Below are 26,144 nucleotides of genomic sequence, written 5' to 3' on the forward strand. Positions count from 1 at the left end.
ACCTGATAGGGTGACTTCATGACTGGACACCTGCTGCAGAAAGAATCTTCTCAAGCATCTCATTACTCCGCTCATAGGACGAGACATCCTCAAGCGTGTATGCTGACAGAAGCACTTCATAGAACGACTCTGTCTGGAGAACAAGATTCCCGTTAAGCTCCTTGCTTGCTTCCCTCAGCTTTTCTCCATAGTAAGCCTTAAACTGATGTTCGCTCTCTGTCAGCTGAATTGAAACAGGAAGTGCAAGCTTTTCCTGAAGCTCTTCGCTTATTTGCTTTTTCTCGTTTTTCTCAAAAAAAGCCTTCGTATTTTTAAATTTCTTCAGCGGCTGTTTTTCTTCATTTGTTACATGTTCTTTCAAAGACGTTCTGATTTTAGGTGTCTCAATCTTCTGTAAATCCGGCATGGAAGTCCGGAGCTGTCCATTGTGCATCAGCATTTCTCTTGCCGCCTGTTTGAAAGCATCAGATAAAAGACTGTGCACGTACTTTTCAAGCCTCAGAGTAACAGCCTGCAATTCCTGCAGAACATAAAACTGAAGGGACGCAAGGAGATCCTGATAGCAATCTTCCAATACTTCTTTCGGGGATTTGGAACCGCCAAATGCTCCCGGATGAAAGGCTTCTTTGAACAGATCCGGGAACCTGAGCATCGTCCGCTGCTTCACATAGAACAGCTGCTCTTTCACTTCCTGCTCCAGCTGTTTCTCCCTGAGATTTTGCGTTTCCGCATTCAGCATGGACAGCACCTTTTCTCTTTGAGCTGTCAGCGTTTTTATTTCCAGTTCTCTTTTCTCCTGATCGCTGTCTGCTGCATCAAGGACCGACTGCAGCTGCTGCTTTGCAATCGAAAGCTCAAGCTTTGCAGACTGAATCATGGAGGCAGAAAGATCGTGGTTCATAAAGTGATGGAATTCCTCTTTCATCACCCCGAATTCAGACTGGAGAGGATCTGCCGTTTTAGCAAGTTCCTGCATGCTTGATATCCCGTAAAGACGGGGATGCCGTATCTCGTGAGTCAAAAGCTGGTCCCGGATATAGTCTTTCACCAGCTCAATTTCTTCATTGCTTCCTGCAAGGTCAATGGCATTGATGATAAAAAACATTTTATCCATTGAGAAGGTGTCTTTCACCCTTCCAAGCTGCTTCAGAAACTCTCTGTCTCCTTTTGAAAACGGATGGTTATAGTAGGTGACAAACAAAATGGCGTCCGCATTTTTAATGTAATCGAATGCTACTTCTGTATGTCTTGAATTAAACGAATCTGCTCCAGGAGTATCGACGATCGTAATTCCGCTTTGCGTCAGCGGGCTGTCAAAATAGATGACAACTTCTTCAACCGTGCACGCTTTTTCCTCATTGGCCACATATTCTTTGTATTCTTCCCTGTTTGCAGCAATCGTTTTGCCGCTGATGGAACCTATCTCTGACAATGCCTTTTGATAGAGGGGCAAAAGAGACTTCAGCCTCTCGCTGTCCCCTTTCATACCAGCAAGTTTCATGCGGGCATCTTCAGCTGAAACTGCCTCTATGGAGAAAATATCTGCAATTTCCTCAAGAAATGCACGTTCAGTTTTAAATTTCACTTCAATCATCCCGTGCGGTTTATCCTTTGTAACTGGTTTGATTTTATTAATTGCAGCCGTTGTCGGCGTTGGTGATGAAGGCAAGAGCTTTTCACCAAGCAGCGCATTTGCAAAGGATGATTTCCCTGCGCTGAATGCTCCAAACAGGGCAACAGTAAACGACTTGTTCTGAAGGGACTCTGCTTTCGTCTTTAGAGACGATGAAAGCTGCTGAAAGCCCGGAATGCCGGTCAGTACATTTGATGCTGCAGCGATCTGCTCTGCAAAAAAAGCCTGATCAGCCGTTTGATCCTGGACTTGTGTCTTTTCAGCAGATTCCTTTTCGCTTTTCCTGCTAACGGACTGCTTTTGCTCAAGCGTTCCTTCTGAAGCCATTTTTTCAGGATGCTTCCTTATCCACTCGGCAAGGTCGAGATCTGGTAGCTTTTCCTGTGCGGCAAGCTCCATCACGTCATTTTTCAGCTGTTCAAAACCAATCAGCCTGCGGTACTGTTCGTTTAATGCCTCAAGTTTCTCTGTTCGTTTCGACACGTCTGAAGATAATGCTTGAAGCTGAACTTCGTTTTGATCCTTCACATGCTGTTCCATCTGTTCGATAAGAGGCATCACCTGTTTTTTTGCGTCTTTTTTTACCGATTCACTTAAATCATTGGAATAGGTGAGTGTATACTGCGCGTTGGCCGTAGCCCCTTTTTGAACGGAAGTGTGCAGAAGTGCAGCATCTGTCTTGATTGAAAAATCCTGAAGCTTCTGCAGAAAATCAGGGCTGCTGATTTCATGCTCTGCCGCTTTTTTCTTCAGCAGTTCATTCACGTGCCAGGCAATTTGAGACTGCAAGTGAGCTGAAATGTCCTCAAACAGTTCCGTTTCCCGTTTTTTCTGTTCTTCTGCTGTTTTTGCTTTTGAGAAGAACAGCCCCACTTTAAAGCCCGGCAGTGACGCTTCAATAAACCGTTCAGCCTTTGACCTTGTCTCGAATGGAATCAGATTGGCATTTTTAAGAATATAGTCCAGCTGATCACGCAAGTCTGCTGAAACAGAGCTGATGCTGTCAGAAAGATTCTTTAATGCAGCCTGGGATGTGTCCAGTTCTTTTTGAACACTGCCGATTTGCGAGAGAAGTTCATCTGCTGAAATCTCCTTCAATTCAAGATCTTCTTCCTTTTGGCCGAGATAGTCTGAAGATAATGAGATCAGCGTGTTTTGGGCATTCTCTTGTACAAGACCCTCTTTAGAAATCATTTCGCTGATGAGACTTTTTACGGAAGAAAGCTGATTATGCTCATGGTCTAAAGCCGTAAGTGACGTATAGAAAACATGGTCTGAAGGCAGTCCCGCCGCCTCGAACGTCATTTCAATCTGAGCCCTGAATGCAGAGAAGGCCACTTCCTCTTCCCTGTGTTTATCAACTTGATTAACAATTAAATAGATCTGTTTGCCTTTATGTATCATTTCGTGGACAAATGCCACATTTTCTTCGGATTGAACGTGATTGTAATCTGTCACATAAAACACTAAATCTGCTAGATGCAGAGCGGATTCGGTCGCCATGCGGTGAGCGGCATCCGTGGAATCAATTCCAGGCGTGTCCATGATCACAACGTTTTCCTGAAGAGACGAATACTCATCTTTTATCTCGATTTTTAAGACCTCATTGCCCTGCCTGCAATAGTCCTTCACTTGCTGAATGGAGTAGGAACCCTTCAGCTTGATCAGGTTTCCTTTCGTGTCATGCAGAATGACAGATTTTTCACCCTTTTGAAGCAGCACGACATTTGCACTTGTCGGAATCGGGCTTGTCGGCAGTACCTCTTCACCGATCAGCATGTTGATCATCGTTGATTTCCCTGCTGAGAAATGGCCTGTAAAAGCAATGTGCTTCGTATTTTTTTGAATTTTATAGAACAGCTCGATCAATTTATCGGCTGTTTCAGGTTCATCCTGTATTTTATTCCATACAGCAGCCGTTCTGGGAAGCAGATGCTGTTTTAACGTTTTCGTACTCATTCCCTAAACCCCTTTGTCTGGCGTATATTGCTATTTTACTTGATTTTTTGCCTTTTTCCCATCCTATTATGAGAATCTTTAAATAGTTACGCCGTAAAATGAAACTTTTTCCAGATAAAAACGTAAAAAAGACAAACTTTTATTAAAAATATGGTTGAAAAATTACAATAAATACGTAAAATAATCAATGATAACAGATGGCCGCACGGCCGGAAGGTGGGTATTTTCTTGTTACTTGGAAAAGTACTGTGCAAATTTGGAGTAGGATCTGCCAAAATTGATCTTGTCCTGAAAAAAGATACATACCGCATTGGCGATATGATTAAAGGTGAATACGTTATAAAAGGCGGATTTGCTGAACAGCGCCTGAAGAGGGTAGAGTCGGATCTCGTGCAGACGCATTCAGTGAATGACACGGAAAGGGTTATCAACACAAGAACCATTCTTTCTTCCGCTGTCATTTCAGCACAGGAAGAAAAAACGATGAATTTTTGTTTTGAGCTCCCTCCTTCCCTGCTGCCGACAGACAGCCACATTTCCTATAAATTTATTACCCGTCTAATCTTTACTGACGGCATCAGCAGCGTTGACCACGATGAAGTCATTATTCAGCCAAGCTGAACCTTTTAAAATCAGAAAATGCAGTCCGGATGCGGACTGCATTTTTTCAATGTCACGAAAATAGAATAACAAATTAATCCTCGTCCAGCTCCAGCGCCTAGATCCTCTGTCAGAACAAATCCGTCAAAAAAGGCGGGAACCGGACTTTTCCGCCGGATTCTTATCTGCCTATCGGATCTGAGCAAGGCGCTTCCGCTTTTGATCTTTAAAACTCCTTTGATGAGAACGGCAGAAAGAATTTAACTCCGCGCCTGTTAAAAGGAAGAATTTTCATATCTGCAATCAGATGACTCGCATACCCTGCAGTACCTGCGTAAAAAGCTCCCTGAAGCCCTGTTGCCTGTTCAAATTGTGAGGCTATAACTGCGAAAAACAAAAGCCCGGCAATACTGTGCGTATAGCTTCTGTGAGGGACAAAAGAAGCTATGATCATATAGATGCCAAGCAGAATGACCCATGTTTCCTGCAGGGAAAAACCTCCTGCGGCAATTCCCGCCCCTGTCATCGTCAGCATATGCCTCTGCCTGATAAAAGCAGACAACACAATGATCGCTGCTCCTGCTCCCATGCCAGTCCAGATTTCATTTCCCTTTCCTTGAAAAAAACTGTACATAATCATTAGAAATCCCGCGATCTGTGCGACACTGCGGATAAAATGATGTGAAAATGTCAGTCTGTTTCTCAGCTTGCCGTCAATATCAGCATCAGGCATTAAGGCTGTGAGTCCTCCGAGCGCAGATAAAATGAGCGTCGCTTCCAGATCCGCCCCGACTGCACTCGCTGCGCCGAAACCTGCTGCCGCTCCTATCGCCATATGTGATGTTCCATCCATGCTGTACTTTCTCTCCTTTAATGTTCATCCCTACATTCTAATACAAAAAAGCCCTGCTGAGAGGACTTATGGGGAAAATCATTCTTTTAGCTTACACAAACGCATATTTACAGGTTCTTTCTAACGGCTGCATACCGAATTTGCAGGGTAATAAACGTCATAGCTGCTGGAACAGTCAGAGCAAGTGATGCTGGAAAGATAAACCGCTGGAGGATGACCGACTCCTGCATTAAAAAGACAGACGCAATAGTGAGCAGTATGAGGAAACAGGCAATCGATCCAAACCAGTTTTTCATCACGGCATATTTTTCTGCTTTAGATTCATCCTCTGTATGAATAGGCGGAGTTCCCTCTTCTGCTGAAAAAACATGGACGCTTCCATTTGATGTAACAGGCTCCCAGCCCGCAGCCCTGAAAACGTCATAATACTCTTCAGCTCCATCCCCCTTTACATTCTGATAGTCAAGGCTGTAAATCAGATGTCGAGGATTGGATTTTTTAAGCGTATAGCCCATGAAGGAGAATTTTTCAAGCACCCAACCCTTTTGGGCCATTTTACTGAGTTTTTTCATTTCCCGTTCTTCTGCAAAAGCCAGACCTGCCGAAGGCATATATCTTCTTTTCGCCATTGATCAGACCTCCTTATTTTTCTTAAAAGCATCCATTCCATGTGCAGCCATCCTCTGTCTGCGGCCTATCTCGAGCTCCAGGAGTTTTCGGCCCTTTTCCGTTGCTTTGTAAACTTTCCGTCTGTCGTCCTGACTGGCAGAAAGGGAAATCATTTCAGCGTCAAGCAGTTTTTTGGTCAGTGTATAAAGTGTAGCAGGGCCTATTATAAACTCTCCGCCTGTCAGTTCTTCTATATGTTTCATAATGAGATACCCGTGCTTTTCTTCAAGCAAAGATAAAACAATGTAATAAGCGGGGTCTGTAAGCTGTTCCATTTCCATCATCGCATTTCTCGGCAATGTATCACCTCTTTATATCATGTATCAATATATCGTTTAATGATACATCTATTAATAATATAATAATGGCATATCCTGTTTGCTGTCAATCTTTTCTAATAAAAAAAAAAGAATCCCCGGCTGGAGATTCTTTTTATCATTAGAATGTATGAGCAAGGTCTTTCGCGCGTGCGATTCCGTCTTCTTTGATTTGCTGAGCTTTGTCAGGCATTGCTGCATGTCCTTCAATGAACAGGCCTTCGAATGAAGGAACACCGAAGAACTGCATCATGATGCCGAGGTAGCGGTGCCCCATTTCCATTTCAGCAGCAGGGCCTGTTGAGTAGATGCCTCCGCGCGCCTGAATGTGAAGAGCTTTTTTGTCTGTCAGCAATCCGACAGGTCCCTGCTCTGTATATTTAAACGTTTTGCCTGCAACAGCGACAGAGTCAAGATACGCTTTCATAACAGGAGGGAAAGAGAAGTTCCAAAGAGGTGTGACGAAAACATATTTGTCAGCTGAAATGAATTGTTCGCTCAGCTCAGACAGGCGTCCGACCTTTGCTTTTTCTTCCGCTGAAAGTTCTTCAAAGCCTTTTCCGGTCTGCAGTTTTCCCCAGCCGCTGAAAACATCTGCATCGATATGCGGGATGTTTTCTTTATAAAGATCAATGTGAACAACCTCATCGCCTGAATTTGCTTTTTTGTACTCATCTAGAAATGCTTTTCCTGCAGCCATACTGAAAGAGGCTGTATCGTCGTGCGGATGCGCAGTGATGTATAAAACTTTTGACATGGTAGTCACCTTTCCTTTTTTAAAAGTTTGATCCCGTTTTATTATTGATTAAATCCACGTGATTAAAACAATAATTTAAGAATCTTTAAATTGAATATCTTCAATTCGAGATAATAATATCGAATCCGGCGAATTTTGTCAAACAAAAAGCTTACAGAAATATTATCAGCCGCATTCTCTCATACTAAAGACAGAAAGGATGGAGAGAAGTGACAGAATTTCCGATTATCCATACAAATTTCTGGGATGCGGTCATTGCCGTTCCTGCCGTTATCATATTGACTCAAATCGCGAAGCTGCTCTTTAAGATTCCCCCGCATTTTGTCCCTACTGCCGCAGGATTTACCGGTTTGCTGATCGGCATTTTCATCAGCCATCCCAACCATTTTTCAACAGGGCTGTTTATGGGTTGTTTTTACGGAAGTGCTGCTGTCGGGGCATATTCCTCTCTTAAAACTTCGCTGAAAGCTTATCGCAGGTATGAAAAAAAGACATAAAAAAAACTGCCGAATCAGGCAGCATGAGGTTAAGAAGCAGTATTCACTTTTTTTAATATGTAGCCCATCAGTGTGCTGTAGGCCAAAACCGTTCCTAATACGAGTGTCATTTCCATCGTCTCACACAACCTTTTCACTGAGAATGATTATTACCTTCACTCTACCACGAATGAAAATCATTTTCAACAGGGATTTATGTGCATGGATTAAAATGATGGTGTTCATTCGTTCTATTTGCGGCATCTATGCTTAAATTATGCCCAATTGAACCTGTTATTCCTCCCCTTTTCGGGGGACAAATCTCTTTTTCCATGAAAACGTTTCGTCGTAATCGGCCGTATGTTCTGCAAGGGCTCTTTCTTCAGCTGGAATTCTGATCGACAGAATGACTGCATTAAGCAGGGTAAATGTCACAGCCGTAGCATATGCCTGAAAAAGGATCGGCAGAAACAGGATTTCAACGGCAACAACAAGGTAATTCGGATGCCTCATATATTTGTACGGTCCTTTTGCCACAACTTCGAGATTAGGGACAATGATAATTTTTGTATTCCAGTATGGCCCGAGACTGAACACAGCCCAATAACGGATGATCTGCGTGAAAACAATAATCGGCAAAATGACCATCCAAAGCGGGGAAAGCTGTTTATCAAAAAGCAGCACTTCCAGAAGAAATGAGAGCAAAAACAGGCTGTGGAGCGCTACAATCCACGGATAATGCCTTTTGCCGTGTTCTTGCCCGCCAAGGTTCAGCAACCGTTTTTCGTTTCGTTTTGCCAGCACAAGCTCACTCAGCCGCTGAAGGATAATAATCGTCAGAAAAAAGGCGAATATCATGAAACCCGCTCCCATTCCGCAAGAAGAAGTTCTGCGCAAAACCCCGGACCGAGTGCTGCAATTATGCCCAGATCTCCAGGGTTTGTGCGTCCGTTTGTCATGTACTCGTCAATCACATACATTACCGTTGCAGACGACATATTTCCGTGCTGTCTTAAAACATTCTTAGATACGGACAGCTGCTCCTCGGTGAACCCGAGACTTGCCTGATACGCATCAAGCACTTTCTTTCCTCCGGGATGGGCAAGGAAATGCTGAATGCTTCCGAGTGAAACCCCCTCATCAGCAAGGTAATCCTCCACCGTACCCTTCAGCCAGTTTCTGATAATAGCTGGTATGTCTCTTGAAAAAATAACATAGAATCCGTTGTTTTTAATTTCCCAGCCCATCACATCTTCCGAATCTCTCATAAACACCGAGCGTGTCGAACGTGTTTTAGGAAGGACAGAAAGAGCGGATAAATGAGCAAGATCAGCGTTTTCTCCGGCAAGAAGAGTACATGCAACCCCGTCTGCAAACAGGGAGGTGCCGATAAAATTGCTTTTGGAAAGGTCGTCATGCTGAAAGGTCAGGCTGCAGAGTTCGACACAGACAACAATGACTTTCGCGTCCGGATAAGCCTTGCAGTAGTCATGAGCCCTCGACAGGCCTGATGCGCCGCCTGCACACCCGAGTCCCCAGATGGGCATTCGTTTCACTGACTCTTTGAACGGGAGATTGTTGATGATTTTGGCATCAATGCTCGGAGTAGAAATCCCGGTGCTCGAGACAAAGAAAATCGCGTCAATTTCTTCGCATCCGATCTCTCTGTTTAAATAGACCCGGTTTTGCAGGCAGCTGATAATCGCCTCCGTTCCAAGGGCCACAGCCGCCTCAATGTATGTATTGTTTTTTTCCTCAAAGGTGTGCTGAGTCCTGTACCAGCTGATGTCTTTAACAAATTGCCGGGATTCTATGTCGCCATTTTTAAAAGCAGGCAGAAGCCGGTTAATATCTTTAAACGTTCCTTCAAAGAGTTCTTTTGCAAATTCTACAGTCGCGTCCTGCTGCATCCTGTTTTCCGGTATGCTCTTGCCGACTGATAAAAGATAGGCCATCCCATCCACCTCATTTTATTCTTATAACGGTTACTTTTTCCAAATAAAGGAGGTTTTATGTAATGACCGGCAAAAAAAAAGCTCTTCCCTGATCAGGGAAAAGCAACGTTTTAAAGGAGTTGTTGTTGTGCTCTTTTATTATATCGCGAAAAACGGGTTTGAACAGACATGTTTGAATGGAAATTTTTAAAAGAAGTACGCCATATGAATTTCATCGTCGTATTTCCCGTTCAGAATTGCCTGTTCACGCTGTACTCCCTCAATTGCAAAGCCGTATTTTTCATAAAGCTTTACCGCTACTTCATTGGAAGCAAAAACCGTCAGGCAAAGCTTATGGAGGTTGTTCTTTCTGCACCAGTCAAGTGTTGCACTCATGACCTCCTTGCCGATGCCGAGGCCCTGCGCAGAATCTGTAAGCCACGTCCGGAACAGGCCGGTATGTCTTTTCATTAGAAGCTCTCCCCGCAGAACTCTTGCGATGCCGACAACCTTCCCCTGCATTTCAACACCGAGATAAAAGTTATCTTTTTCTTTTAATTCTTTAATAAATGCTTTTTCTTCTTGGAGGGAACGCGGGCTTTCTTTTTGTATGTACGTCCCCGAATCAATGATGCTCTGTACAGATTCAATTATGTCTGCCGCATCCTCTTCCCTTACAGGCCTCAGCGTAATCTGTTCTCCATTTTTTGCAGTAAAAACCGTTTTGTCATCTTGAGTAATCATTGAAGTTCAGCTCCTTGACGTTAGTATATCTCTGCGCTCAAGAAGTAACACATTATACAGGCTGTTTCACGATTTTTCAAATGACAAGTACTCCCCGTCCGCGCAAATACGCTTCTACATCTACAAATGAGTCTGCTTCAATATAGGCAATTCCCTTTTTTTCAAGCAGACCGCACAGCGCGTCCTTTGCGAAGGTTACATCTGCAAAGGCTGCAGGATGGGAATCAGGTTCGCTGTCTCCGTAAAAGTAAACCGCATCATAGGTTTCTTTCAGTTTCTGAATGACTTTTGATTTATCAATTCCATATCGCTCTGAATAGCTCCAGTCATTTTTATCAATTTCCAGATGAATGTTTTTGCTTTTAAAATGGCCTTTATTTGAGATGATCTCGACGTTTTCTGCGCCAAGCGCGTCAAAAATGTGCTTAATATAATAATCTGTTCCTGCACTGAGGATATAAAAATCACCGCCGTTTTTTTGGACACGTTCAATAAAAGGGCCGATATAATTGTCCAGCGGCAATGTCAGAATGGTTTTAATCAGTTCTTCCTCTTCAAGGTGAATAGAGGTGAATATTCGGCTTAAAAAGTCAATATCCAGCATCTCCCCCCGCTTCCACTGCTTGAACAGCGCTTCTCCTTCAGGGAAAAGTTCCTCAATAACAAGGTGATAAAAATCTTTCTTGGAGATCGTCCCGTCAAAATCAGATACGAATGCCCATGGTTTCATTGTAAGTCCTCCATTGATTTAATTTTTTCATCTGGAAATATATAGGTTTCTCTCTTCATATCATGTAGTAATTGCTTTTAACTACTCACATCAAAGGAGAGACACATGAAGAAATTATTCGTTATTTTCACCGCCGCGCTATTTATCTTTTTCGGCGCAGGCATCAGCAAAACAGAGGCAGCAGGCAGTGACTTTATTATTATTAACAAGTCCAAAAATCAGCTGGCCTTTTATAAGAACAGCAAGCTCAGCAGCGTGTTTAAAGTGGCAACCGGCAAAAAGCCATCCTACACCCCTGAAGGAACCTTTAAAGTGGTCAGCAAAATTGTAAACAGACCATACTACAAGCTTGGCATTCCCGGCGGCGACTCGCGCAACCCTCTTGGAAACCGCTGGCTTGGCATCAACGCAAGAGGCACATGGGGCACAACTTATGCCATACACGGGAACAACAATCCAAGCTCCATCGGGCAGTACATCAGCAACGGATGCATCAGGATGTATGATAATGAAGTGGAATGGCTGTACAGCCAGGTTAAAATGAATACACCTGTTATCATAACATCTTCCGGCAGTTCGTTTGATGCCATTGCCTCCTCAAAAGGATATAAGGTGAGCGGCAGCAAAGCAGTATCTTCTAAACCATCCGGATTTACGGGACAAAATCTGAAAAAAGGCAGCCGGGGAAGCGAAGTCAAACATCTCCAGCAGCTTCTTACCTCCAAAGGGTTCGACACGCGCGGCATTGATGGAATCTTCGGAACCAATACCGATAAAGCAGTGAGATCTTTCCAAAAGAGCAAAAAGCTTTCAGCAGACGGCATAGTCGGTCCGGCTACAAGAAAAGCCCTCAGTATGTATTAAGAAAAGCCATACCCTGAAGATATTCGGGTATGGCTTTTCTATTGGATCTTATTTTACATCAGAAGAATTAAGATGCGTGTTTTTCGTTCAGACGTACAGCTTCGCTTTTTTCTTCTTTTCGAACAACGTTGAACACAATATTCAGCAGAATGGCTGTCAGGCTCCCCGCCACAATGCCGTTGTTGGTCAGGATTTTAACAGACTCGGGAAGAGCGGCGAACATATCAGGCACGGCAGTCACACCAAGTCCCATTCCTACAGAGCACGCGATAATAAGCAAATTTTCTTGTGAAGCAAACTCAACCCTGCTCAGCATCTTGATGCCGTATGCAATAACCATCCCAAACATGGCGATCATGGCTCCGCCGAGAACGGCTTCAGGAATAATGGTTGTGAAGGCTGCAATTTTAGGAACTAGTCCAAGCACCATGAGCATTCCTGCTGCTGTATAGATGACATTCCTTGATTTAACGCCAGAAAGAGAAATCAATCCTACATTTTGAGAATATGCCGTATATGGGAAAGCATTAAAGATTGCCCCAAGCAAGTAAGCAACTCCTTCTGCACGGTACCCTTTCGCAAGATCCTCTTTTGTGATGTTCTTTTTCGTAAGATCCCCAAGCGCATAGTAAACCCCGGTTGACTCTACCAAACTGACGATAGCGACGAGGATCATTGTCAAAATCGGAGCAATCTCAAACGTCGGCGTTCCAAAGTAAAACGGCTTGCCGATCTGAAACCATCCCGCTTCAGAGACAGGCTGCAGGTCCACCTTTCCCATAAGCGCAGCCGCAGCTGTTCCCGCAATCAGCCCAATCAGGATGGAAACGGCGCGGATGAAGCCGGTGAAAAATCTGTAAAGCAGAATAATAAACAGCAGAACACCAAAAGCAAGCGCAAGATTGGAAGGAGATCCAAAATCAGCGGCCCCCTGTCCGCCCGCCATATTATTCATGGCAACCGGAATCAGCGTGATTCCGATAATCGTCACGACAGATCCTGTTACAACAGGCGGGAAAAATACAGCCAGCTTCCCAAACACTGTTGAAATCAGAATGACGAAAATTCCTGAAGCTAAAATCGAACCATAGACAGAAGATATACCGTACTCCGTCCCAATGGCGATCATTGGACCAACTGCTGTAAACGTGCATCCGAGCACAACCGGAAGACCAATTCCGAAAAACTTGTTTTTCCACACCTGCAGAAGTGTAGCAAGACCGCACATGAAAATATCAATGGAAACAAGATAAGTCAGCTGTTCAGGCGTTAATCCAAGGGCTCCGCCTACAATCAGAGGCACGATAATCGCACCTGCATACATGGCAAGAACGTGCTGAATGCCGAGTGAGAACACTTTAAAGGAATTGTTATTCATCGGACTGCCTCCGTTTTGTCAAGAAATTGCACGGCGCCGTTTTCAAGAGACTCGATTCGTGCAAGAGATTCCACGCGAAAGCCTTTTTCACGAAGCAATTTCCCGCCGTCCTGAAACGATTTTTCAATAACGATGCCTATTCCCGCAATTTCTGCTCCGGACTGCTTCACAATCTCGGCAAGTCCAAGAGCTGCCTGTCCATTTGCCAGAAAATCGTCAATAATGAGCACACGGTCTGTTTCATTCAGATGTTCGCCTGATACAGCGATCGTGTTTTCTTCCTGCTTCGTAAATGAATAAACAGCTGCTGTGAGAAGCTTGCCCTTTAACGTAAGAGAGCTGCGCTTTCTTGCAAAAACGACCGGCGCGTTCAGCTCAAGCCCTGTCATCACCGACGGCGCAATCCCTGACGATTCCAGGGTAAGAATTTTCGTAATGCCTTCGTTTTTAAACCTTCCTGCAAACTCTTTTCCTACTTCTCTCATTAAAAATGGATCAATTTGATGATTTAAAAAGGAATCTACTTTCAGTACCTGATCAGAAAGCACCTTTCCTTCAAGTTTAATTTTTTCCTGCAGCATGATCATCCTATTTCCCTCCAGCTATAAAAAAACGGCATCGTCTCATAGAGTGAGACAATGCCGTTTAGAAGATAGCTTAAAAGAAGCAGGCTGCAAAACAAAGCACTGCTCACTCATAGTCAGATGATTAACGGTCATCCGGTAGAAACTTGCAGGCCATATCCCCGCGATTATATGAGTGTGCACGTTTTATTAGAATAGTAGCATTATAACAGGGTTTATTCGTTATGGGAAGAGTATTCTGCACAAAAAAGCGAATAATGGCATGTAATTTAATTCGAATTATTCGTTATTTCTGAAAAAACCAAAAGAGACCGCACGAGAACACGTGCGGCCTTTGCTTATTATTTTGCCGGCTGAAGCTGATAAAGTTTCGAGTACTTCGTCTCGAGATGATCGATTAAATACTTGGCATTCAGGCCTTCTCCAGTTACATCATGAAGGATCTCAAGCGGCTGCTTCATTTTTCCGTGCTGATGGATCTTTTCTGTCAGCCAGTTTTTAATCGTGCCGAACTCTCCGTTTTCAACAAGCTGATCAAAGTCAGGCAAGTCTTTCATCATCGCCTGTTTAAATTGCGCGGCGTACATATAGCCAAGTGCATAAGAAGGGAAATAGCCGAACATGCCACCGGACCAGTGAACGTCCTGAAGCACGCCTTCTGCGTCATTCGATGGCGTTACGCCAAGGTACTCTGTATATTTTTCATTCCAGATGCGCGGAAGATCCTCTACTTCGATCTCATCATTAAATAAGCCCTTCTCAATTTCATAGCGGATCATGATGTGAAGCGGATACGTCAGTTCATCTGCCTCGATGCGGATAAGAGACGGCTTGGATTCGTTGACTGCGCGGTAGAAATCCTGGAGCGCTACATCATCAAACTGCCCGTCTGCATAGTTCTTGAGCGAATCGTAGTAGCGGTTCCAGAATCCAGGATTTTTGCCGATGAATTTCTCATAGAAAAGAGACTGCGACTCATGAATTCCCATGGATGTTCCGTCGCACAGCAGGGTTCCTTCAAGCTTTTCTGAAATGTTCTGCTCATAAAGCGCGTGACCGCATTCGTGGATTGTGCCGAAAAGCGCTGTACGGAAGTCATTTTCAGCATATTTCGTAGTAACACGCACATCCCCGCGGTTAAGACTGATCGCAAATGGATGGACCGTTTCATCCAGGCGGCCTGCTTCAAAATCGTAGCCGAGCTCTTTCAGGAAGAACTCTGAGATCTGGCGCTGCTTGTCTTTTGAAATCGGCTCATACAAAAAGTGAGTTTCCGGCTGGTTCTGTGACTCTGTAATGCTTTTGACAAGAGGCACGATCCGGCTTCTCAGTTCGCCGAATACCCGGTCAAGCACTTCAACGGTTACACCCGGCTCATACTGGTCAAGGAACGTATCATATTTGTTTTCTTTGTAGCCCCAGTACTCAAGAAACTTTTTGTTGGTGTCAACGAGCTTCTTTAAGTACGGTGCAAACAGGCTGAAATCCGATTTTTCCTTCGCTTCTTCCCACACGGACTCTGCTTTTGACTGCAGAATGACATATTCTTTGTATTCTTCCTGCGGGATCACTTTGCTTAGTTTGTATTCTTTCTCACTTTCAAGTGCTGCTTTGAATGTGATTTCAGAAACCTCATCCTTCGCGCTCAGAATCTGATCAATATATGACTTCATTTCATCAGATGTCTGCATTTGGAACACTTCAGTAGATAAAATGCCAATTGCCTGCGAACGCTGTTCAATCGCTTTTTTCGGTGCTCCTGTGCGCAGATCCCAGAACATGAGCGAAATGGCTTCATTATAGCTTTTCATTTTTTGCAGGTACTCTAAAAATGACGTCTCAACGGATTGAATAGTCAATCTGATCACCCCTTCTTTAGGTATGTAAAATAGTAGTAATTTTCTAACATTTTTAGATTAAAGGAGAGAAAAGGTTTTTGTCAATGATTTTATAAACTGACGGGTCGGTTTTATTTTTGTTTGCGGATGTGTGATTCTGACAATTGCTTACCCTCCTACATCGTTTCTCGGTTTCCGAGGGTACGATTACAGCGCTTGCTTACCCTCCCAAATCGTTTCTCGGTTTCCGAGGGTACGATTCGCCCACTTGCTTACCCTCCCAAATCGTTTTTCAGTTTCCGAGGGCACGATTCGCGCTCTTGCTTACCCTCTCAAATCGTTTCTCGGTTTCCGAGGGTACGATTACGGCGCTTGCTTACCCTCCCAATTCGTTTCTCGGTTTCCGAGGGTACGATTCGCGCGCTTGCTTACCCTCTCAAATCGTTTCTCGGTTTTCGGGGGTACGATTCATTATGCCGAAAAAAAGAGCGAAGGGACCTCTCCCCTCGCTCTTACACTTACCGTTCTTCAGCTGTCACAGGCAATATGGATTTAACTTCTTCAAGCACGTTCAGATCCTGCTTTGTGGAGAGGTAAATGGAAATCTCCCCGCTGTCAGTGCTGGTTCTGATCAGGCGGCCAATGCCCTGTTTCAGTCTCAGCATCATATACGGCATATCCACATCAGCAAACGGATCGGCTGAGCTGCTCCGTTTTGATTCAAACACCGGGTCATTTGGAGGGAACGGCAGTGACCAGATGATCACGTTCGACAGGGATGCCCCAGGAATGTCAAGTCCTTCCCACAGATGCACGGCACATAATACGGATGTCTCGTTATTCTGGAACTCAGAAACAAGCTTGCTTATTTCCTGGTCTCCTTCAAATAAGAAGCGATAATCAGCTTTATGGGCTGATGCATAACGTTTAAACACGTCAAGTTCATCTTTTGTGTTAAACAGGATGAGCGCACGGCCTCCTGATTGTTCAATTCTTTTCAATGTTTCCGCACATTTCACTTCATTGAGGGAAACAGATGCTGATACGTCGAGCAGTGAAATCTTCATGTTTTCTTCATAATCAAACGGTGACTCAACGTTCAATGACAAATAGTCTTTGATTCCAAGACTGCCCGCGATAAAATCGAACGATCCATGATTGGACAGTGTCGCAGATGAGAAGATATACGGCTTTTTCTGAGAAAATACTTTCTCTCTCAGCACTTCTTCCACTGTTCTTGGCATGATGATCAGGGAGAAATCCTGCTCTCCGTTTTCAATCCAGTGGATCGCGCCTTTTTGTTTATTAAAAAGGGAAATGGAAAATTCCATGCTGTCCAAATATTCCTCGACAATCTTTAGCTCGTAGGAATCAATGGTATACATTTCCCCTTCAAATACTAGGGCCTCGCCAATTTCAGCCAGCATCCTGTGCAGCTCAATCCCCTGTTTCCGCAGCGTATCGTTCATCACTATCCGTGAGCGGTGTGAGCCTTTTACTTCTTCTGATGCTTCAAGCAGGCTGTCGAAAAATTCCTCGTTGATGACAAGCGTGTCTTCAACTAAATGAGCAAATTCTTCCCTGATGTCATTCTGAAGCAGTCTTTCAAGCAAGATGGCAAGCGTGCTGCTTTTCACTCTGTAGGTAAGGGCTTTTTGGGCTGCATATTCAAGAAGATGCCCTTCATCGAAGACGACTGAGCTGTGTTCAGGCAGCAATGGAAGCTGTCCTTCCCGCTTTCTTGAGTCGTATGTCCAGATATGCTCCATGTAGAAATCATGAGAACAGACGATCAGGTCGGTTGCTTTGCGGTAATGCTCGCGTGAAAGCGTGAGGCCGCAGCGGTGCCTTTGGTCACATGACAGACAGTCCTGGAACGAGTCATAATTCACATGACTCCACTCTTCATCTGTCAGGTTGGGATATTCTTTACGGTCTCCGTAATGATAGAAAGACTGCATACCTGCTTTTTCATGGACAAAGCCTGGAAGCGACTCAAATAAATCAAGATACAGATCATCACCCGTCCGCTGAATCGTCTGATCCAGTTTTTTCAGGCACAGATACTGATCCTGGGATTTTCCGAGTCTTACATCAATGGTTAAATCCAGATGCTTTCTCAGCTTTGCAATATCCCCTTCATTTTTAACAAGCTGTTCAATCAATGTTTCATCCGCACATGCAATAACAGCAGGTTTTCCGGTGTAGCGTGCATAGCTGATCGCATAAAGCAGATACACCAGTGTTTTTCCCGTTCCAACTCCAGCTTCTGCGAACATGACACTCTTTTCGCGGAATGCCCGTTCAAGCTGAAACGCCATAAAAATTTGTTCATCTCTAAGTTCAAAGCCTTTTTCAGGCAAAATATCGTAAAATACATCTCCGATCCAATTGTTCAGCCCTTCATAGAAGGTTTCATTTTTGGAAACAGCAAATGGCAGACGTGACGTCGGCATGTATTAGATCCCCCGCAATCATTTATACTCAAACAACTATTTTCTCATTTGTCGATCGGTTCGTCAACTGCTTCTGAGCTGAATATGACCCTGAATTCAGGAGCCATGAAAAAAGACAGGCTTTCATCATATGAAAGCCTATCTCAGCGGTCGTAAAGCGTATCAATCATTACCTTTTGGTCAATCGCAGAAGCATGTGCCACTGCTTTTAGAAAATCGGCTCTCGCACTGCCGAGCGATGCTTGAGCAGCTGCTTCATGGCCATTCTCAATGAGAGACAAATAAGTTGATGACAGCGCTTTGGATATTAGATTAAAATCATTGTTTTCGCCCAGAATCACTCACTCCTTGAAAAGAAATCAATACTGTTTCTAGTGTATTCAAGGAGAGATGCTTCTATACCTGTTTTCTGTCTCTTGGCGGGCGTTTACCCCAGTACTGATAATAATCCGTTTCAATAAATCCGTTAAAGAGCTTGCGTTTTTTTGTTGCCTGCCTGCCGTAAAAATCTTCAAATCCTTTATGGGAAGTCAGCATATAAACAGACCACGTCTCAAGAGGCAGCAGAGCGCGTCCCATTCCTTTGTACAGCTGCTCAACTTCTTCTTTTTCTCCAAGTCTTTCCCCGTATGGAGGGTTTCCAACGATTACGCCATACTCTTTTCGGGTTGTGAAATCGCTGACCTGCATTTGCTTGAATTGAATGATGCCGCCAAGGCCTGCTTCATCCGCATTTTCCTCCGCAATAGAGATCATGCGGTGGTCAATGTCATGTCCTGAAATATCAAGCTCGAGATCATAATTCGCCAGGTCTTCAGCTTCTGTGCGTGCTTGGTTCCAATGGTTTTTTCCGATAATATCCCATTGTTCGGAAACGAATTCCCGGTTAAACCCGGGGGCAATGTTCTGTCCGATTAGTGCCGCTTCAATTGGGATTGTACCCGATCCGCAGAAAGGATCTACAAATGGACGGTCAGGCGTCCAGTTTGTAAGCATGACTAGAGCAGCAGCCAGTGTTTCCTTAAGAGGCGCCCCTCCCTGGTCAAGCCTGAAGCCGCGCTTGTGAAGCCCTGCGCCGCTTGTATCAATCGTCAAGGTCGCTACATCTTTTAAGAGGGCAATTTCCACTTTATAAAGCGGACCTGATTCCTCGTACCACTCTGAAGTAATCTTATACTGCTGCTTCAGTTTTTCGGCAATTGCCTTTTTCACGATACGCTGACAGTCAGGTACACTGTAGAGCTTTGATTTTACCGATTTTCCCGTGACAGGAAATTCTGCCTGGCGTGGAATAATTGCTCCCCAGTCAAGGGCCTTTGTTTTTTCAAACAGATCGTCAAAAGAGTAGGCTTTAAATTCGCCCACTTTCAGCTTTACGCGGTCAGCTGTGCGAAGCCATAAATTCAGACGGGGAATGTCCTTTGGATCCGCCTCAAATGTCACTTTGCCGTTATCGGTCGTGCATTCATATCCAAGATCCCGCACTTCTTTGGCAACAAGCGCCTCAAGTCCCATGGCAGCTGTTGCGATTAATGTCACCTTACTCATTGCATCACCTTCTAAATCAGACTGCAGGACAGGCCTGCAGATCATTTTTAATTTCATTTTATTTTGCACATAGTGCACGCAGCTCAAACTTCCCGTGACGGTCTGCCGGCTGTGGTTTTTGCTATGTTCAGTTATATGAGCTGGGTAATTCCGCTTTTCTCATTGTCCAGCTGCGCCTCCTAGTCCTTCTGTCAGAACAAAATCCCCCAAAAAGTCAAAACCGGACTTTTCGGGTGATTTCTTTTCTGCCTGTCGGAGCTGAACGGGCGACTCCACTTTTCTTTATGTAAATGAAAAGCTCTCATCACATATGAAGAGAGCCTGTTTTAAACATGTTAAGTTTACCTGAAATAACGTTCTGTAAGCCATGTTTTGTCCCTTTGTACTGCAAACGGCCGGTATCACCTCGTACTCCGGTGGTAATCATCTATCTACGGAAGCTTAAAGCTTCCGGCCTTCTCCGTGTTCAGTTCCTAAGAGAAGGTGCCCCTACCTATATTTGGGTTTCTCGCTCGAGGGGTTTACCGCGTTCCACTCCTCAGGTTTCCCTGAGGACTACGTCACTGTGGCACTTTCAAGGTAGCAGAGCCATATCCGAAGACTTAGGCCCCTTCCCTGCCGTCAGCCGGATCACCCGGCTGCCCTAGCTTATGACTTCGCTAGGCACGAACACTACGGGCATCTCAGCACCGTGCGAGCATGGACTTTCCTCTACAGCCCTAAAGACTGCAGCGATTACCTGAACGTTATTATTTTTTAAGAGCAAATACTAGTATAGTTAATTACAGAAAAGATTGCAAGAGCAAATAGTGGAAATCAATCGTAAAGCTTGCTTCCGAAAACATGCTTTTCAAGGTTTGACAAACGTTTCAGAATATCAAAGTTCGTTGTGTTTGTCTGTACAGGCTGAACCTGCTTTCGGTTGAACGAGTCTTCAAGCTGTTTTGTCAGACGCAGGTTTTCCTGCTGAAGCTCTTCGATTTCCTGATGAAACGTTTCATAGTCCTTGATGATCAAATCAAGAAACTTATCCACGTCTTCCTGTTTGTAGCCGCGCATTCCCTGTTTAAATTCTTTTTCTAAGATTTCTTTCGCCGTTAATTTAATTTTATCGGAAAGCATCTCTTTCACCTCGTCACACTGAAATCATCTTTTCATATTTTTTCATAATCCTGATGCCGTTGTCAATTTTCTTCCGTTATTCGCCTGTCCAAAAATGATCCTTGCTTTGCTCTTCTTCCACAATGAGCTGCAGATCTGCAAAAGAAATTGTCATAATGGTATATTCGCCGGACTCAGCCTTTTTTCTGGCGGTCTCGAGCAAATATTTTGGAGACCCAGGGTTTTCTTCGTCATAAACCAGCAGGAGTCCTTCACTTTTTGAAACAAAAAATTCATTTTTCAGCCTGAACTGATTTGGATTATCATATTTTCTTTTTGTGATGCTGTCAACAAAGTCGGCTGATGACATAATGTATTCATAATATTCTTTATTGTCTTCATTCCATTTTTCTTCCTGCTCCAAAAATGGAGTCAGAATGCCGAGCTTTAGTTCATCATACTCTACCTGCAAATCAAAGACAACCTCTGCAGCCCAGAGCTCTATTCCGAGCTGGCCGCTGATGAGCACCCACTCGAGTCCTTCTTCTGCAAGCGGCCGCAGGGAATTTTCAATGGCTTTTTTTATATAGGCGACTCCCGGATCATCATTTTTAAAGATGCCGAGTTCAAAAGGTTTGTATCCGGATACGGTCAGGACCTTCATTATGTATGTCTCCCTTCAAAGAAGATAGGAGCTGACAATTGCATCAGCTCCTAAGGTGAGGTATTAACGGCCGTAAGGACTCATAGGAGGTCTTCCGCCGCCGCAGTTAAATTGTTGGTTTGATACAGAGTTTACCATAGAATTTGTTTGAGGGAAAAAATGCTTGTGCTGAATGTTCTGGTGGTTAACGACAGTTGTGTGAGTCGGGTGGATATGAGGAACAACTGTTGTAGAGAAAGTATGCTGCACGCAGCATTTTGTCGGATGAACAATCGGCGGACACATTTTGACAGGTCCCATCGGCATCATCGGCATTTGTGCACCTGCCACCATATTTGGAGCTGGCATGTTTGGTCCCATTTGTGCACCTGCCACCATATTTGGAGCTGGCATGTTCATTTGAGCTCCGCCTACCATATTCGGCATGTTCGGTCCCATCTGAGCGCCGCCCACCATATTAGGAGGCATGTTGTTATTTGGCATCATGTTTGTTTGTCTCCTTTCCTTCATTTCTTATCTGTCTTACAGTGATAGTCTATGAAGCAAGGAGTGTACATGTACTGATGCAATAACCTATTTTTTACAAGAATGCATAGAAACTGTCTTTGAAGTTTGAAAAGATGAAGACTGTTGCAAATAAAACGATGAAAAACAAGTAGAAGATGCCTTTGTACATGATCGTGCTCACCCCGGTTATTAATGTTTACAGTCCTTAATTTTACACGCATCTTCACCGTTCTACAATTACTTGAATGCCCATCTTATAAATTTCACAATATCGACAAATTTTACGCGAAAAAGAGCGGATTTTGCGGTTCCCCGGGGAATAATCACCCCATTTTATTCCCCAGCCTCTTCATTCTTTTTAAAAGCTCTGCTTTCTCTTTTTCTGAATCGGTTTTCAGTGCCTGATCCTTTTCCTTTACCGCAAGATAAGCGGATGTGGCAAATGAAAGGGCCTTTTTTGAATCTTTCTCCTTGTGTTCATAATACTTCGCCGCTTCCACTGATGCCTTTATCTTATATTTCAAGCTGCCCGCTTTTGCGCAAGAGAGGAAAATCGGCAGTGCTTCGTCCATCCTGTTGTTCTTTTTCAGCTGCATCGCCATCTCAAATTTCGCTTCATATTCCCTCTCTGAGCCTGATTCTGCTGCAGCTTTAAATGTGTCGAAGGCTGCCGCCTTTTCACCTGCTGAAAGCAGCCAGCGTGCGACTTCATATTGCTCGATGCCGGTTGCTTCGACAGAGGGAAACAAAATTCTGTGTGTGAGATGCGTGTAGAGAGTGATGAGTGAAAGGATATCAACTTCATTATGTGTCAGCACACCGCTGATGTGATCTGGATCCTGGGACTGTACATAGCTGAAATACAGCATGGGGGCAAGATAGCCCGGAACATCATGCTCCCTCACGATTCCAAGAATCTCCTTCTCCACATGACTCAATTTAACTGATTCAAGCCTTGTTTTCCAAAGCCTTCTGGCCGCATGGAAAAGATCGAAATGGCCGAAGGAAGGAAGCTTCGGCACCTGATCTTTAATCAGCGTATGCCGCGTTTTCACCTGAGGCCAGTCAAAGGCTTTACCGTTATAAGTGACAAGGGTTTTCGTATTGACCCGGCTCAGAAAACTTTGATAAAGCGCTACTTCATTTCCGGGTTTCGGCAGAAAATGCTGAACAACTTTCACTTTATCGTCAAATACCTGCGCATGACCAAGCAGAAAAATCGTATTTCCCGCTCCTCCCCCAAGACCTGTCGTTTCTGTGTCAAAGAAAAAGAGATCGTGCGATTGATGCTCTTTGGAAGAAAGCGGATGAAGGCTGTCTCTCTCATTCCACAGGGAAACCGCTCTATGAAATTCACCTAGCTGATAGAGGCCGTGCTGAAAAGAAAGATCATATGTCCTTTCCCTTACAAGACAGTACTCACCATCGAACCAGAATGGTTTGGCGTCAAGTTCTTCCCACTTTGAAAGGTGCGGAACATTTTCTTCCGGCTCCCTTTTGACAGTCTCTGTTTTCTCTTCCAGCGACATATGTGATTTTAATCGGTTTAGCTTTCCTTTTAACGACAAGAATCTTCGGCTCCTTTAAGACCGTTTATTAAGTAAAGGGTATCCTTCTTCTGATGGTCGGATCCTTCCAGGCCAGTGCACGACGGACAGCCTGTTTCACAGGGGCATCCGCTGATCATGGCATACGTTTCAGAGAGCACGATTTCCATTGTTTCAAAGACTTTCCCTGCAAGACCGACTCCGCCGGGATATTTATCATAGAGAAAAACGGTAGGCTGGTCGTTATGCGTCGCCTTCATTTGCGGAACAACGCTTATATCTGACGGGTCACACATGACGCTGATCGGAACAATATGCTTTAAGGCATGCGAAAGACCGAGAAGGGCTTCTTCGAGCCTGTCTTTCTTCAGCATTCCGGCAAGTCCATCCGAAAGGCTGATCCACGCAGCATTCGTGTGCAATTCTTCTTCAGGAAGGTGAATCGGGCCTGATCCGATATTCTCATGCGTGTCAAACTTGATCTTTTTAAAAATGGTCGCCATCGCCTGAACCGTTACATCCCCGTAGCCAAGATGGTGGCTATCTCCCGCTCTCGTTTTGTCTTCTTCAAGCACTTTCAGCTGCACGGCAAGATTTGCATCTGTAAAATAATCAACATCCACTTCTCTTACAAAGGCTTTTTTCTCTTCCCAGTCGAGCATCTCCACCTGATACTGAATGCCCTGATGAAGGTAGATCGCTTCATCATGAAGCAGGGTCATGGCGCTGAATCTGTCCATCTCCCCGATGACTTTGACATTTGCAATATCCGACTGGTCAATGATGATGACATTTTCCTGTGAAGCCGATCTCAGACTGATGTTATGGGCCGGGAAAGAATCGTTCATCCAGTGATATTTGTCTCTGTTAAAATATAGAACTTTCTCCTCTGCCAGGAATTCGAGAATTTCCTCGATATCCATTTGCCCGAATGATTCATCTTTTTTGAATGGCAGTTCAAACGCAGCACATTTGATATGATCCACAAGAACAATGAGATTGTCCGGATTAATGATGGCCGTTTCCGGATTCTGCCTGAAAAAATAATCCGGGTGCTGAATGATGTACTGATCAATTGGAGTCGATCCCGCCACCATCACAATCAGGGCTTCCCCGCTTCTTCTTCCGGCCCGGCCAGCCTGCTGCCAGGCACTCGCGATCGTTCCCGGATAGCCTGTCATAATGCACACCTGCAGCTGCCCGATATCAACTCCGAGTTCAAGGGCGTTTGTGCTGACAACGCCGAGAATCTCCCCGTTCCTCAGCCCTTTTTCAATTTCGCGCCTTTGTTTTGGCAGATAACCTCCCCTGTAGCCGCGTATCGTCTTCTTTCCAAGCTCCCCCTTGATCAGCTCCTGCAAGTACGTCAAGATAATTTCAACACGCACCCTGCTCCTTGCAAAAACGATTGTCTGAATTTTATTTTTCAGGAGCTCTGATGCTATCTTTCTGACTTCAAGTGTAGCGCTTTTCCGGATATTCAGCGGCTTGTTGACGATTGGGGGATTGTAAAAAAGAAAGTGTTTTTTCCCCGAGGGTGCCCCGTTATCATCAACGAGCACCACGTCTTCTCCAAGCAGCTCTTCAGCAAGCTCCTTAGGATTGGCAATCGTTGCTGATGTGCAGATAAAGACCGGATCGCTTCCGTAAAAACGGCATATGCGTTTTAGCCTGCGGATCACATTGGCAACATGGCTGCCGAATATTCCCCTGTAAATATGAAGTTCATCAATGATGATATACTTCAAGTTTTCAAAAAGGGAAACCCATTTTGTATGATGGGGCAAAATCGCCGAGTGAAGCATATCAGGATTTGTCATGACAATGTGACCCGCCTTGCGGATGACATTCCTGATTGTCGGAGCGGTGTCTCCATCATAGGTGTAGGAGTTGATTGGAACGCCAAGTTCTGTAATCAGCTCATTTAATTCGCTCTTCTGGTCCTGTGCGAGTGCTTTGGTAGGAAATAAATAAAGGGCCCTGCTGCTTTCATCTTGAACAATCTGCTGCAAAACCGGGAGATTGTAGCAGAGCGTTTTCCCTGAAGCAGTCGGTGTGACGGCAACAAAGCTTTTTCTGCTGCGTGCAAGCTTATAAGCCGTTGCCTGATGGGTATAAAGAGACTCTATGCCTCTTGCTGCAAGCGCCTCTCTTAACCTGCTGTCAACAGAAGACGGCATTTCGGCTGTTCTTGCTTCTTTTGGTTCTATCGTATGAGCATGGACAATCTGCTCTTTAAATTCTTCATCGCGTTTTAAAAAATCAATAATCTCTGACAGTGACTGCTTTCTTCGCACCCTGATCACCTCTTTCTCCATTTTAACAGAATAGATGTTCGTTTTTAAGCAAAACAGACGATAACATAAAAAAAGCAGGCGCGATGCCTGCTCCGTTCTGCACTTATTTAACCTTGATGTCAAACACTTTATCTTTTCCGCCGTTCACCTGTCCGACAGGAGCTTTCTGAACACTATCCACAATATCGCCATTTGTAATGATGATTGGAGTGATCGTGCTTGCTGCTTTTTCTTTGATCAGATCAAGATCAAACGAAATCAGTTTATCTCCCGGCTTGACGCTGTCTCCTTCTTTGACAAACGCTTCAAATCCTTCTCCGTTCATAGCCACCGTTTCAAGGCCGATGTGAAGAAGAATCTCCATGCCCGTCTGGCTTCTGATGCCGATCGCATGCTTTGTGTGGAAGAGCTGAATGATCTCTCCCTCAACAGGTGACACCAGGATCCCTTCTGAAGGTTCAATCGCCATTCCATCGCCCATCATTTTCTGGGAGAAAACAGGATCAGGAACTTCTTCTAATTGCAAAAGCTTTCCTGTTAATGGTGCAAATACTGTTTCTTCTGTCTGTTTTTCCGTTTTTTTACTGCCGAATAGTTTTTTAAGCATGGCTCTGCTCCTTTTCTGCATTGAATTCTACTTTAGAAATACCCCTGTCTCCCTGAAATTAAACGCTTCTCACTTCACCCG

The 26,144-nt window shown here is 44.4% G+C and carries 24 protein-coding genes, 1 other RNA gene and 1 riboswitch; of the genes, 3 read left to right on the plus strand and 22 right to left on the minus strand.

From position 1 onward, the window contains the following. Nucleotides 1-16: 16 nt before the first annotated feature. Complete coding sequence (locus AZ46_RS07835) at nt 17-3,592, minus strand: dynamin family protein (protein ID WP_029280391.1); 3,576 nt, start codon at nt 3,590-3,592, stop codon at nt 17-19. 228 nt (nt 3,593-3,820) lie between these two features. On the opposite strand from AZ46_RS07835, the gene AZ46_RS07840 reads away from it, so the two are divergent. Continuing rightward, the gene (locus AZ46_RS07840) at nt 3,821-4,213 is read left to right on the plus strand and encodes a sporulation protein (protein WP_029280390.1); all 393 of its coding nucleotides are present in this window, start codon (nt 3,821-3,823) and stop codon (nt 4,211-4,213) included. 205 nt (nt 4,214-4,418) lie between these two features. Here the strand turns inward: AZ46_RS07840 and AZ46_RS07845 are convergent, their stop codons facing one another. From AZ46_RS07845 to AZ46_RS07860, 4 genes are all read right to left on the minus strand, one after another. Next, nucleotides 4,419-5,045, minus strand: coding sequence for a metal-dependent hydrolase (locus tag AZ46_RS07845; protein ID WP_029280388.1), 627 nt, complete (start codon nt 5,043-5,045; stop codon nt 4,419-4,421). Nucleotides 5,046-5,152: 107 nt separating this feature from the next. After that, on the minus strand, nt 5,153-5,674 hold the full coding sequence (locus AZ46_RS07850) for a DUF2812 domain-containing protein (protein WP_051865365.1): 522 nt from the start codon (nt 5,672-5,674) through the stop codon (nt 5,153-5,155). A gap of 3 nt (nt 5,675-5,677) precedes the next feature. Beyond that, entirely contained in the window at nt 5,678-6,013 is a 336-nt protein-coding gene (locus AZ46_RS07855; protein ID WP_029280384.1) for a PadR family transcriptional regulator, read from the minus strand. Between the two features lie 139 nt (nt 6,014-6,152). Next, the gene (locus tag AZ46_RS07860) at nt 6,153-6,788 is read right to left on the minus strand and encodes an FMN-dependent NADH-azoreductase (protein ID WP_029280383.1); all 636 of its coding nucleotides are present in this window, start codon (nt 6,786-6,788) and stop codon (nt 6,153-6,155) included. 209 nt (nt 6,789-6,997) lie between these two features. Between AZ46_RS07860 and AZ46_RS07865 the strand changes: the two genes are divergently transcribed. Next, nucleotides 6,998-7,285: a hypothetical protein gene (locus tag AZ46_RS07865; protein WP_029280381.1), complete on the plus strand. Its 288-nt coding sequence runs from the start codon at nt 6,998-7,000 to the stop codon at nt 7,283-7,285. A 273-nt stretch (nt 7,286-7,558) separates the two neighbouring features. Here AZ46_RS07865 and AZ46_RS07870 read toward each other — a convergent pair whose 3' ends face one another. From AZ46_RS07870 to AZ46_RS07885, 4 genes are all read right to left on the minus strand, one after another. Next, nucleotides 7,559-8,122, minus strand: coding sequence for an isoprenylcysteine carboxyl methyltransferase family protein (locus AZ46_RS07870; RefSeq protein WP_029280379.1), 564 nt, complete (start codon nt 8,120-8,122; stop codon nt 7,559-7,561). Further along, nucleotides 8,119-9,219: a type III polyketide synthase gene (locus tag AZ46_RS07875; protein WP_029280377.1), complete on the minus strand. Its 1,101-nt coding sequence runs from the start codon at nt 9,217-9,219 to the stop codon at nt 8,119-8,121. Before AZ46_RS07875 ends, AZ46_RS07870 begins: the two co-directional genes overlap by 4 nt. A gap of 186 nt (nt 9,220-9,405) precedes the next feature. Next, nucleotides 9,406-9,942, minus strand: a complete 537-nt coding sequence (locus AZ46_RS07880) for a GNAT family N-acetyltransferase (protein WP_029280375.1) — start codon at nt 9,940-9,942, stop codon at nt 9,406-9,408. A gap of 76 nt (nt 9,943-10,018) precedes the next feature. After that, entirely contained in the window at nt 10,019-10,672 is a 654-nt protein-coding gene (locus tag AZ46_RS07885) for an MtnX-like HAD-IB family phosphatase (RefSeq protein WP_029280373.1), read from the minus strand. Between the two features lie 105 nt (nt 10,673-10,777). Between AZ46_RS07885 and AZ46_RS07890 the strand changes: the two genes are divergently transcribed. Next, nucleotides 10,778-11,536, plus strand: coding sequence for a L,D-transpeptidase family protein (locus tag AZ46_RS07890; protein ID WP_029280370.1), 759 nt, complete (start codon nt 10,778-10,780; stop codon nt 11,534-11,536). 67 nt (nt 11,537-11,603) lie between these two features. On the opposite strand, the gene AZ46_RS07895 is transcribed toward AZ46_RS07890, so the two are convergent. From AZ46_RS07895 to AZ46_RS07950, 13 genes are all read right to left on the minus strand, one after another. Then, the gene (locus AZ46_RS07895; RefSeq protein WP_029280368.1) at nt 11,604-12,914 is read right to left on the minus strand and encodes a nucleobase:cation symporter-2 family protein; all 1,311 of its coding nucleotides are present in this window, start codon (nt 12,912-12,914) and stop codon (nt 11,604-11,606) included. Beyond that, nucleotides 12,911-13,501 (minus strand): xanthine phosphoribosyltransferase, encoded by a 591-nt coding sequence (locus AZ46_RS07900; RefSeq protein ID WP_029280367.1) that lies wholly within the window; start codon nt 13,499-13,501, stop codon nt 12,911-12,913. Before AZ46_RS07900 ends, AZ46_RS07895 begins: the two co-directional genes overlap by 4 nt. Nucleotides 13,502-13,591: 90 nt before the next feature. Then, nucleotides 13,592-13,693: riboswitch (purine riboswitch) on the minus strand. A 146-nt stretch (nt 13,694-13,839) separates the two neighbouring features. Beyond that, complete coding sequence (locus AZ46_RS07905) at nt 13,840-15,363, minus strand: carboxypeptidase M32 (RefSeq protein WP_029280366.1); 1,524 nt, start codon at nt 15,361-15,363, stop codon at nt 13,840-13,842. A gap of 491 nt (nt 15,364-15,854) precedes the next feature. Further along, nucleotides 15,855-17,792, minus strand: a complete 1,938-nt coding sequence (locus tag AZ46_RS07910; RefSeq protein ID WP_029280363.1) for an ATP-dependent DNA helicase — start codon at nt 17,790-17,792, stop codon at nt 15,855-15,857. Between the two features lie 143 nt (nt 17,793-17,935). After that, a complete protein-coding gene (locus AZ46_RS07915) occupies nt 17,936-18,133 on the minus strand; it encodes a hypothetical protein (RefSeq protein WP_029280361.1) in 198 nt (65 codons plus the stop codon). A gap of 55 nt (nt 18,134-18,188) precedes the next feature. After that, nucleotides 18,189-19,340: a THUMP domain-containing class I SAM-dependent RNA methyltransferase gene (locus AZ46_RS07920; protein WP_029280360.1), complete on the minus strand. Its 1,152-nt coding sequence runs from the start codon at nt 19,338-19,340 to the stop codon at nt 18,189-18,191. A gap of 356 nt (nt 19,341-19,696) precedes the next feature. Continuing rightward, an RNA gene (gene rnpB, locus AZ46_RS21450) (RNase P RNA component class B) lies at nt 19,697-20,087 on the minus strand. 69 nt (nt 20,088-20,156) lie between these two features. Next, nucleotides 20,157-20,462, minus strand: a complete 306-nt coding sequence (gene gpsB, locus AZ46_RS07925) for a cell division regulator GpsB (protein ID WP_029280358.1) — start codon at nt 20,460-20,462, stop codon at nt 20,157-20,159. Between the two features lie 76 nt (nt 20,463-20,538). Continuing rightward, nucleotides 20,539-21,105 (minus strand): SLOG family protein, encoded by a 567-nt coding sequence (locus tag AZ46_RS07930; protein WP_029280356.1) that lies wholly within the window; start codon nt 21,103-21,105, stop codon nt 20,539-20,541. Between the two features lie 63 nt (nt 21,106-21,168). Then, nucleotides 21,169-21,591, minus strand: coding sequence for a spore coat protein (locus AZ46_RS22500; RefSeq protein ID WP_320155872.1), 423 nt, complete (start codon nt 21,589-21,591; stop codon nt 21,169-21,171). A gap of 344 nt (nt 21,592-21,935) precedes the next feature. Next, complete coding sequence (locus AZ46_RS07940) at nt 21,936-23,180, minus strand: ribonuclease H-like domain-containing protein (RefSeq protein ID WP_029280352.1); 1,245 nt, start codon at nt 23,178-23,180, stop codon at nt 21,936-21,938. Next, entirely contained in the window at nt 23,171-25,456 is a 2,286-nt protein-coding gene (locus AZ46_RS07945) for a DEAD/DEAH box helicase (RefSeq protein WP_029280350.1), read from the minus strand. The genes AZ46_RS07940 and AZ46_RS07945 overlap by 10 nt, the downstream gene beginning before the upstream one ends. 103 nt (nt 25,457-25,559) lie before the next feature. Beyond that, on the minus strand, nt 25,560-26,063 hold the full coding sequence (locus AZ46_RS07950) for a PTS sugar transporter subunit IIA (RefSeq protein WP_029280348.1): 504 nt from the start codon (nt 26,061-26,063) through the stop codon (nt 25,560-25,562). Between the last annotated feature and the right edge of the window lie 81 nt (nt 26,064-26,144).

This window comes from Metabacillus indicus LMG 22858, from assembly GCF_000708755.2.
GTDB classification, from domain to species: domain Bacteria; phylum Bacillota; class Bacilli; order Bacillales; family Bacillaceae; genus Bacillus_P; species Bacillus_P indicus.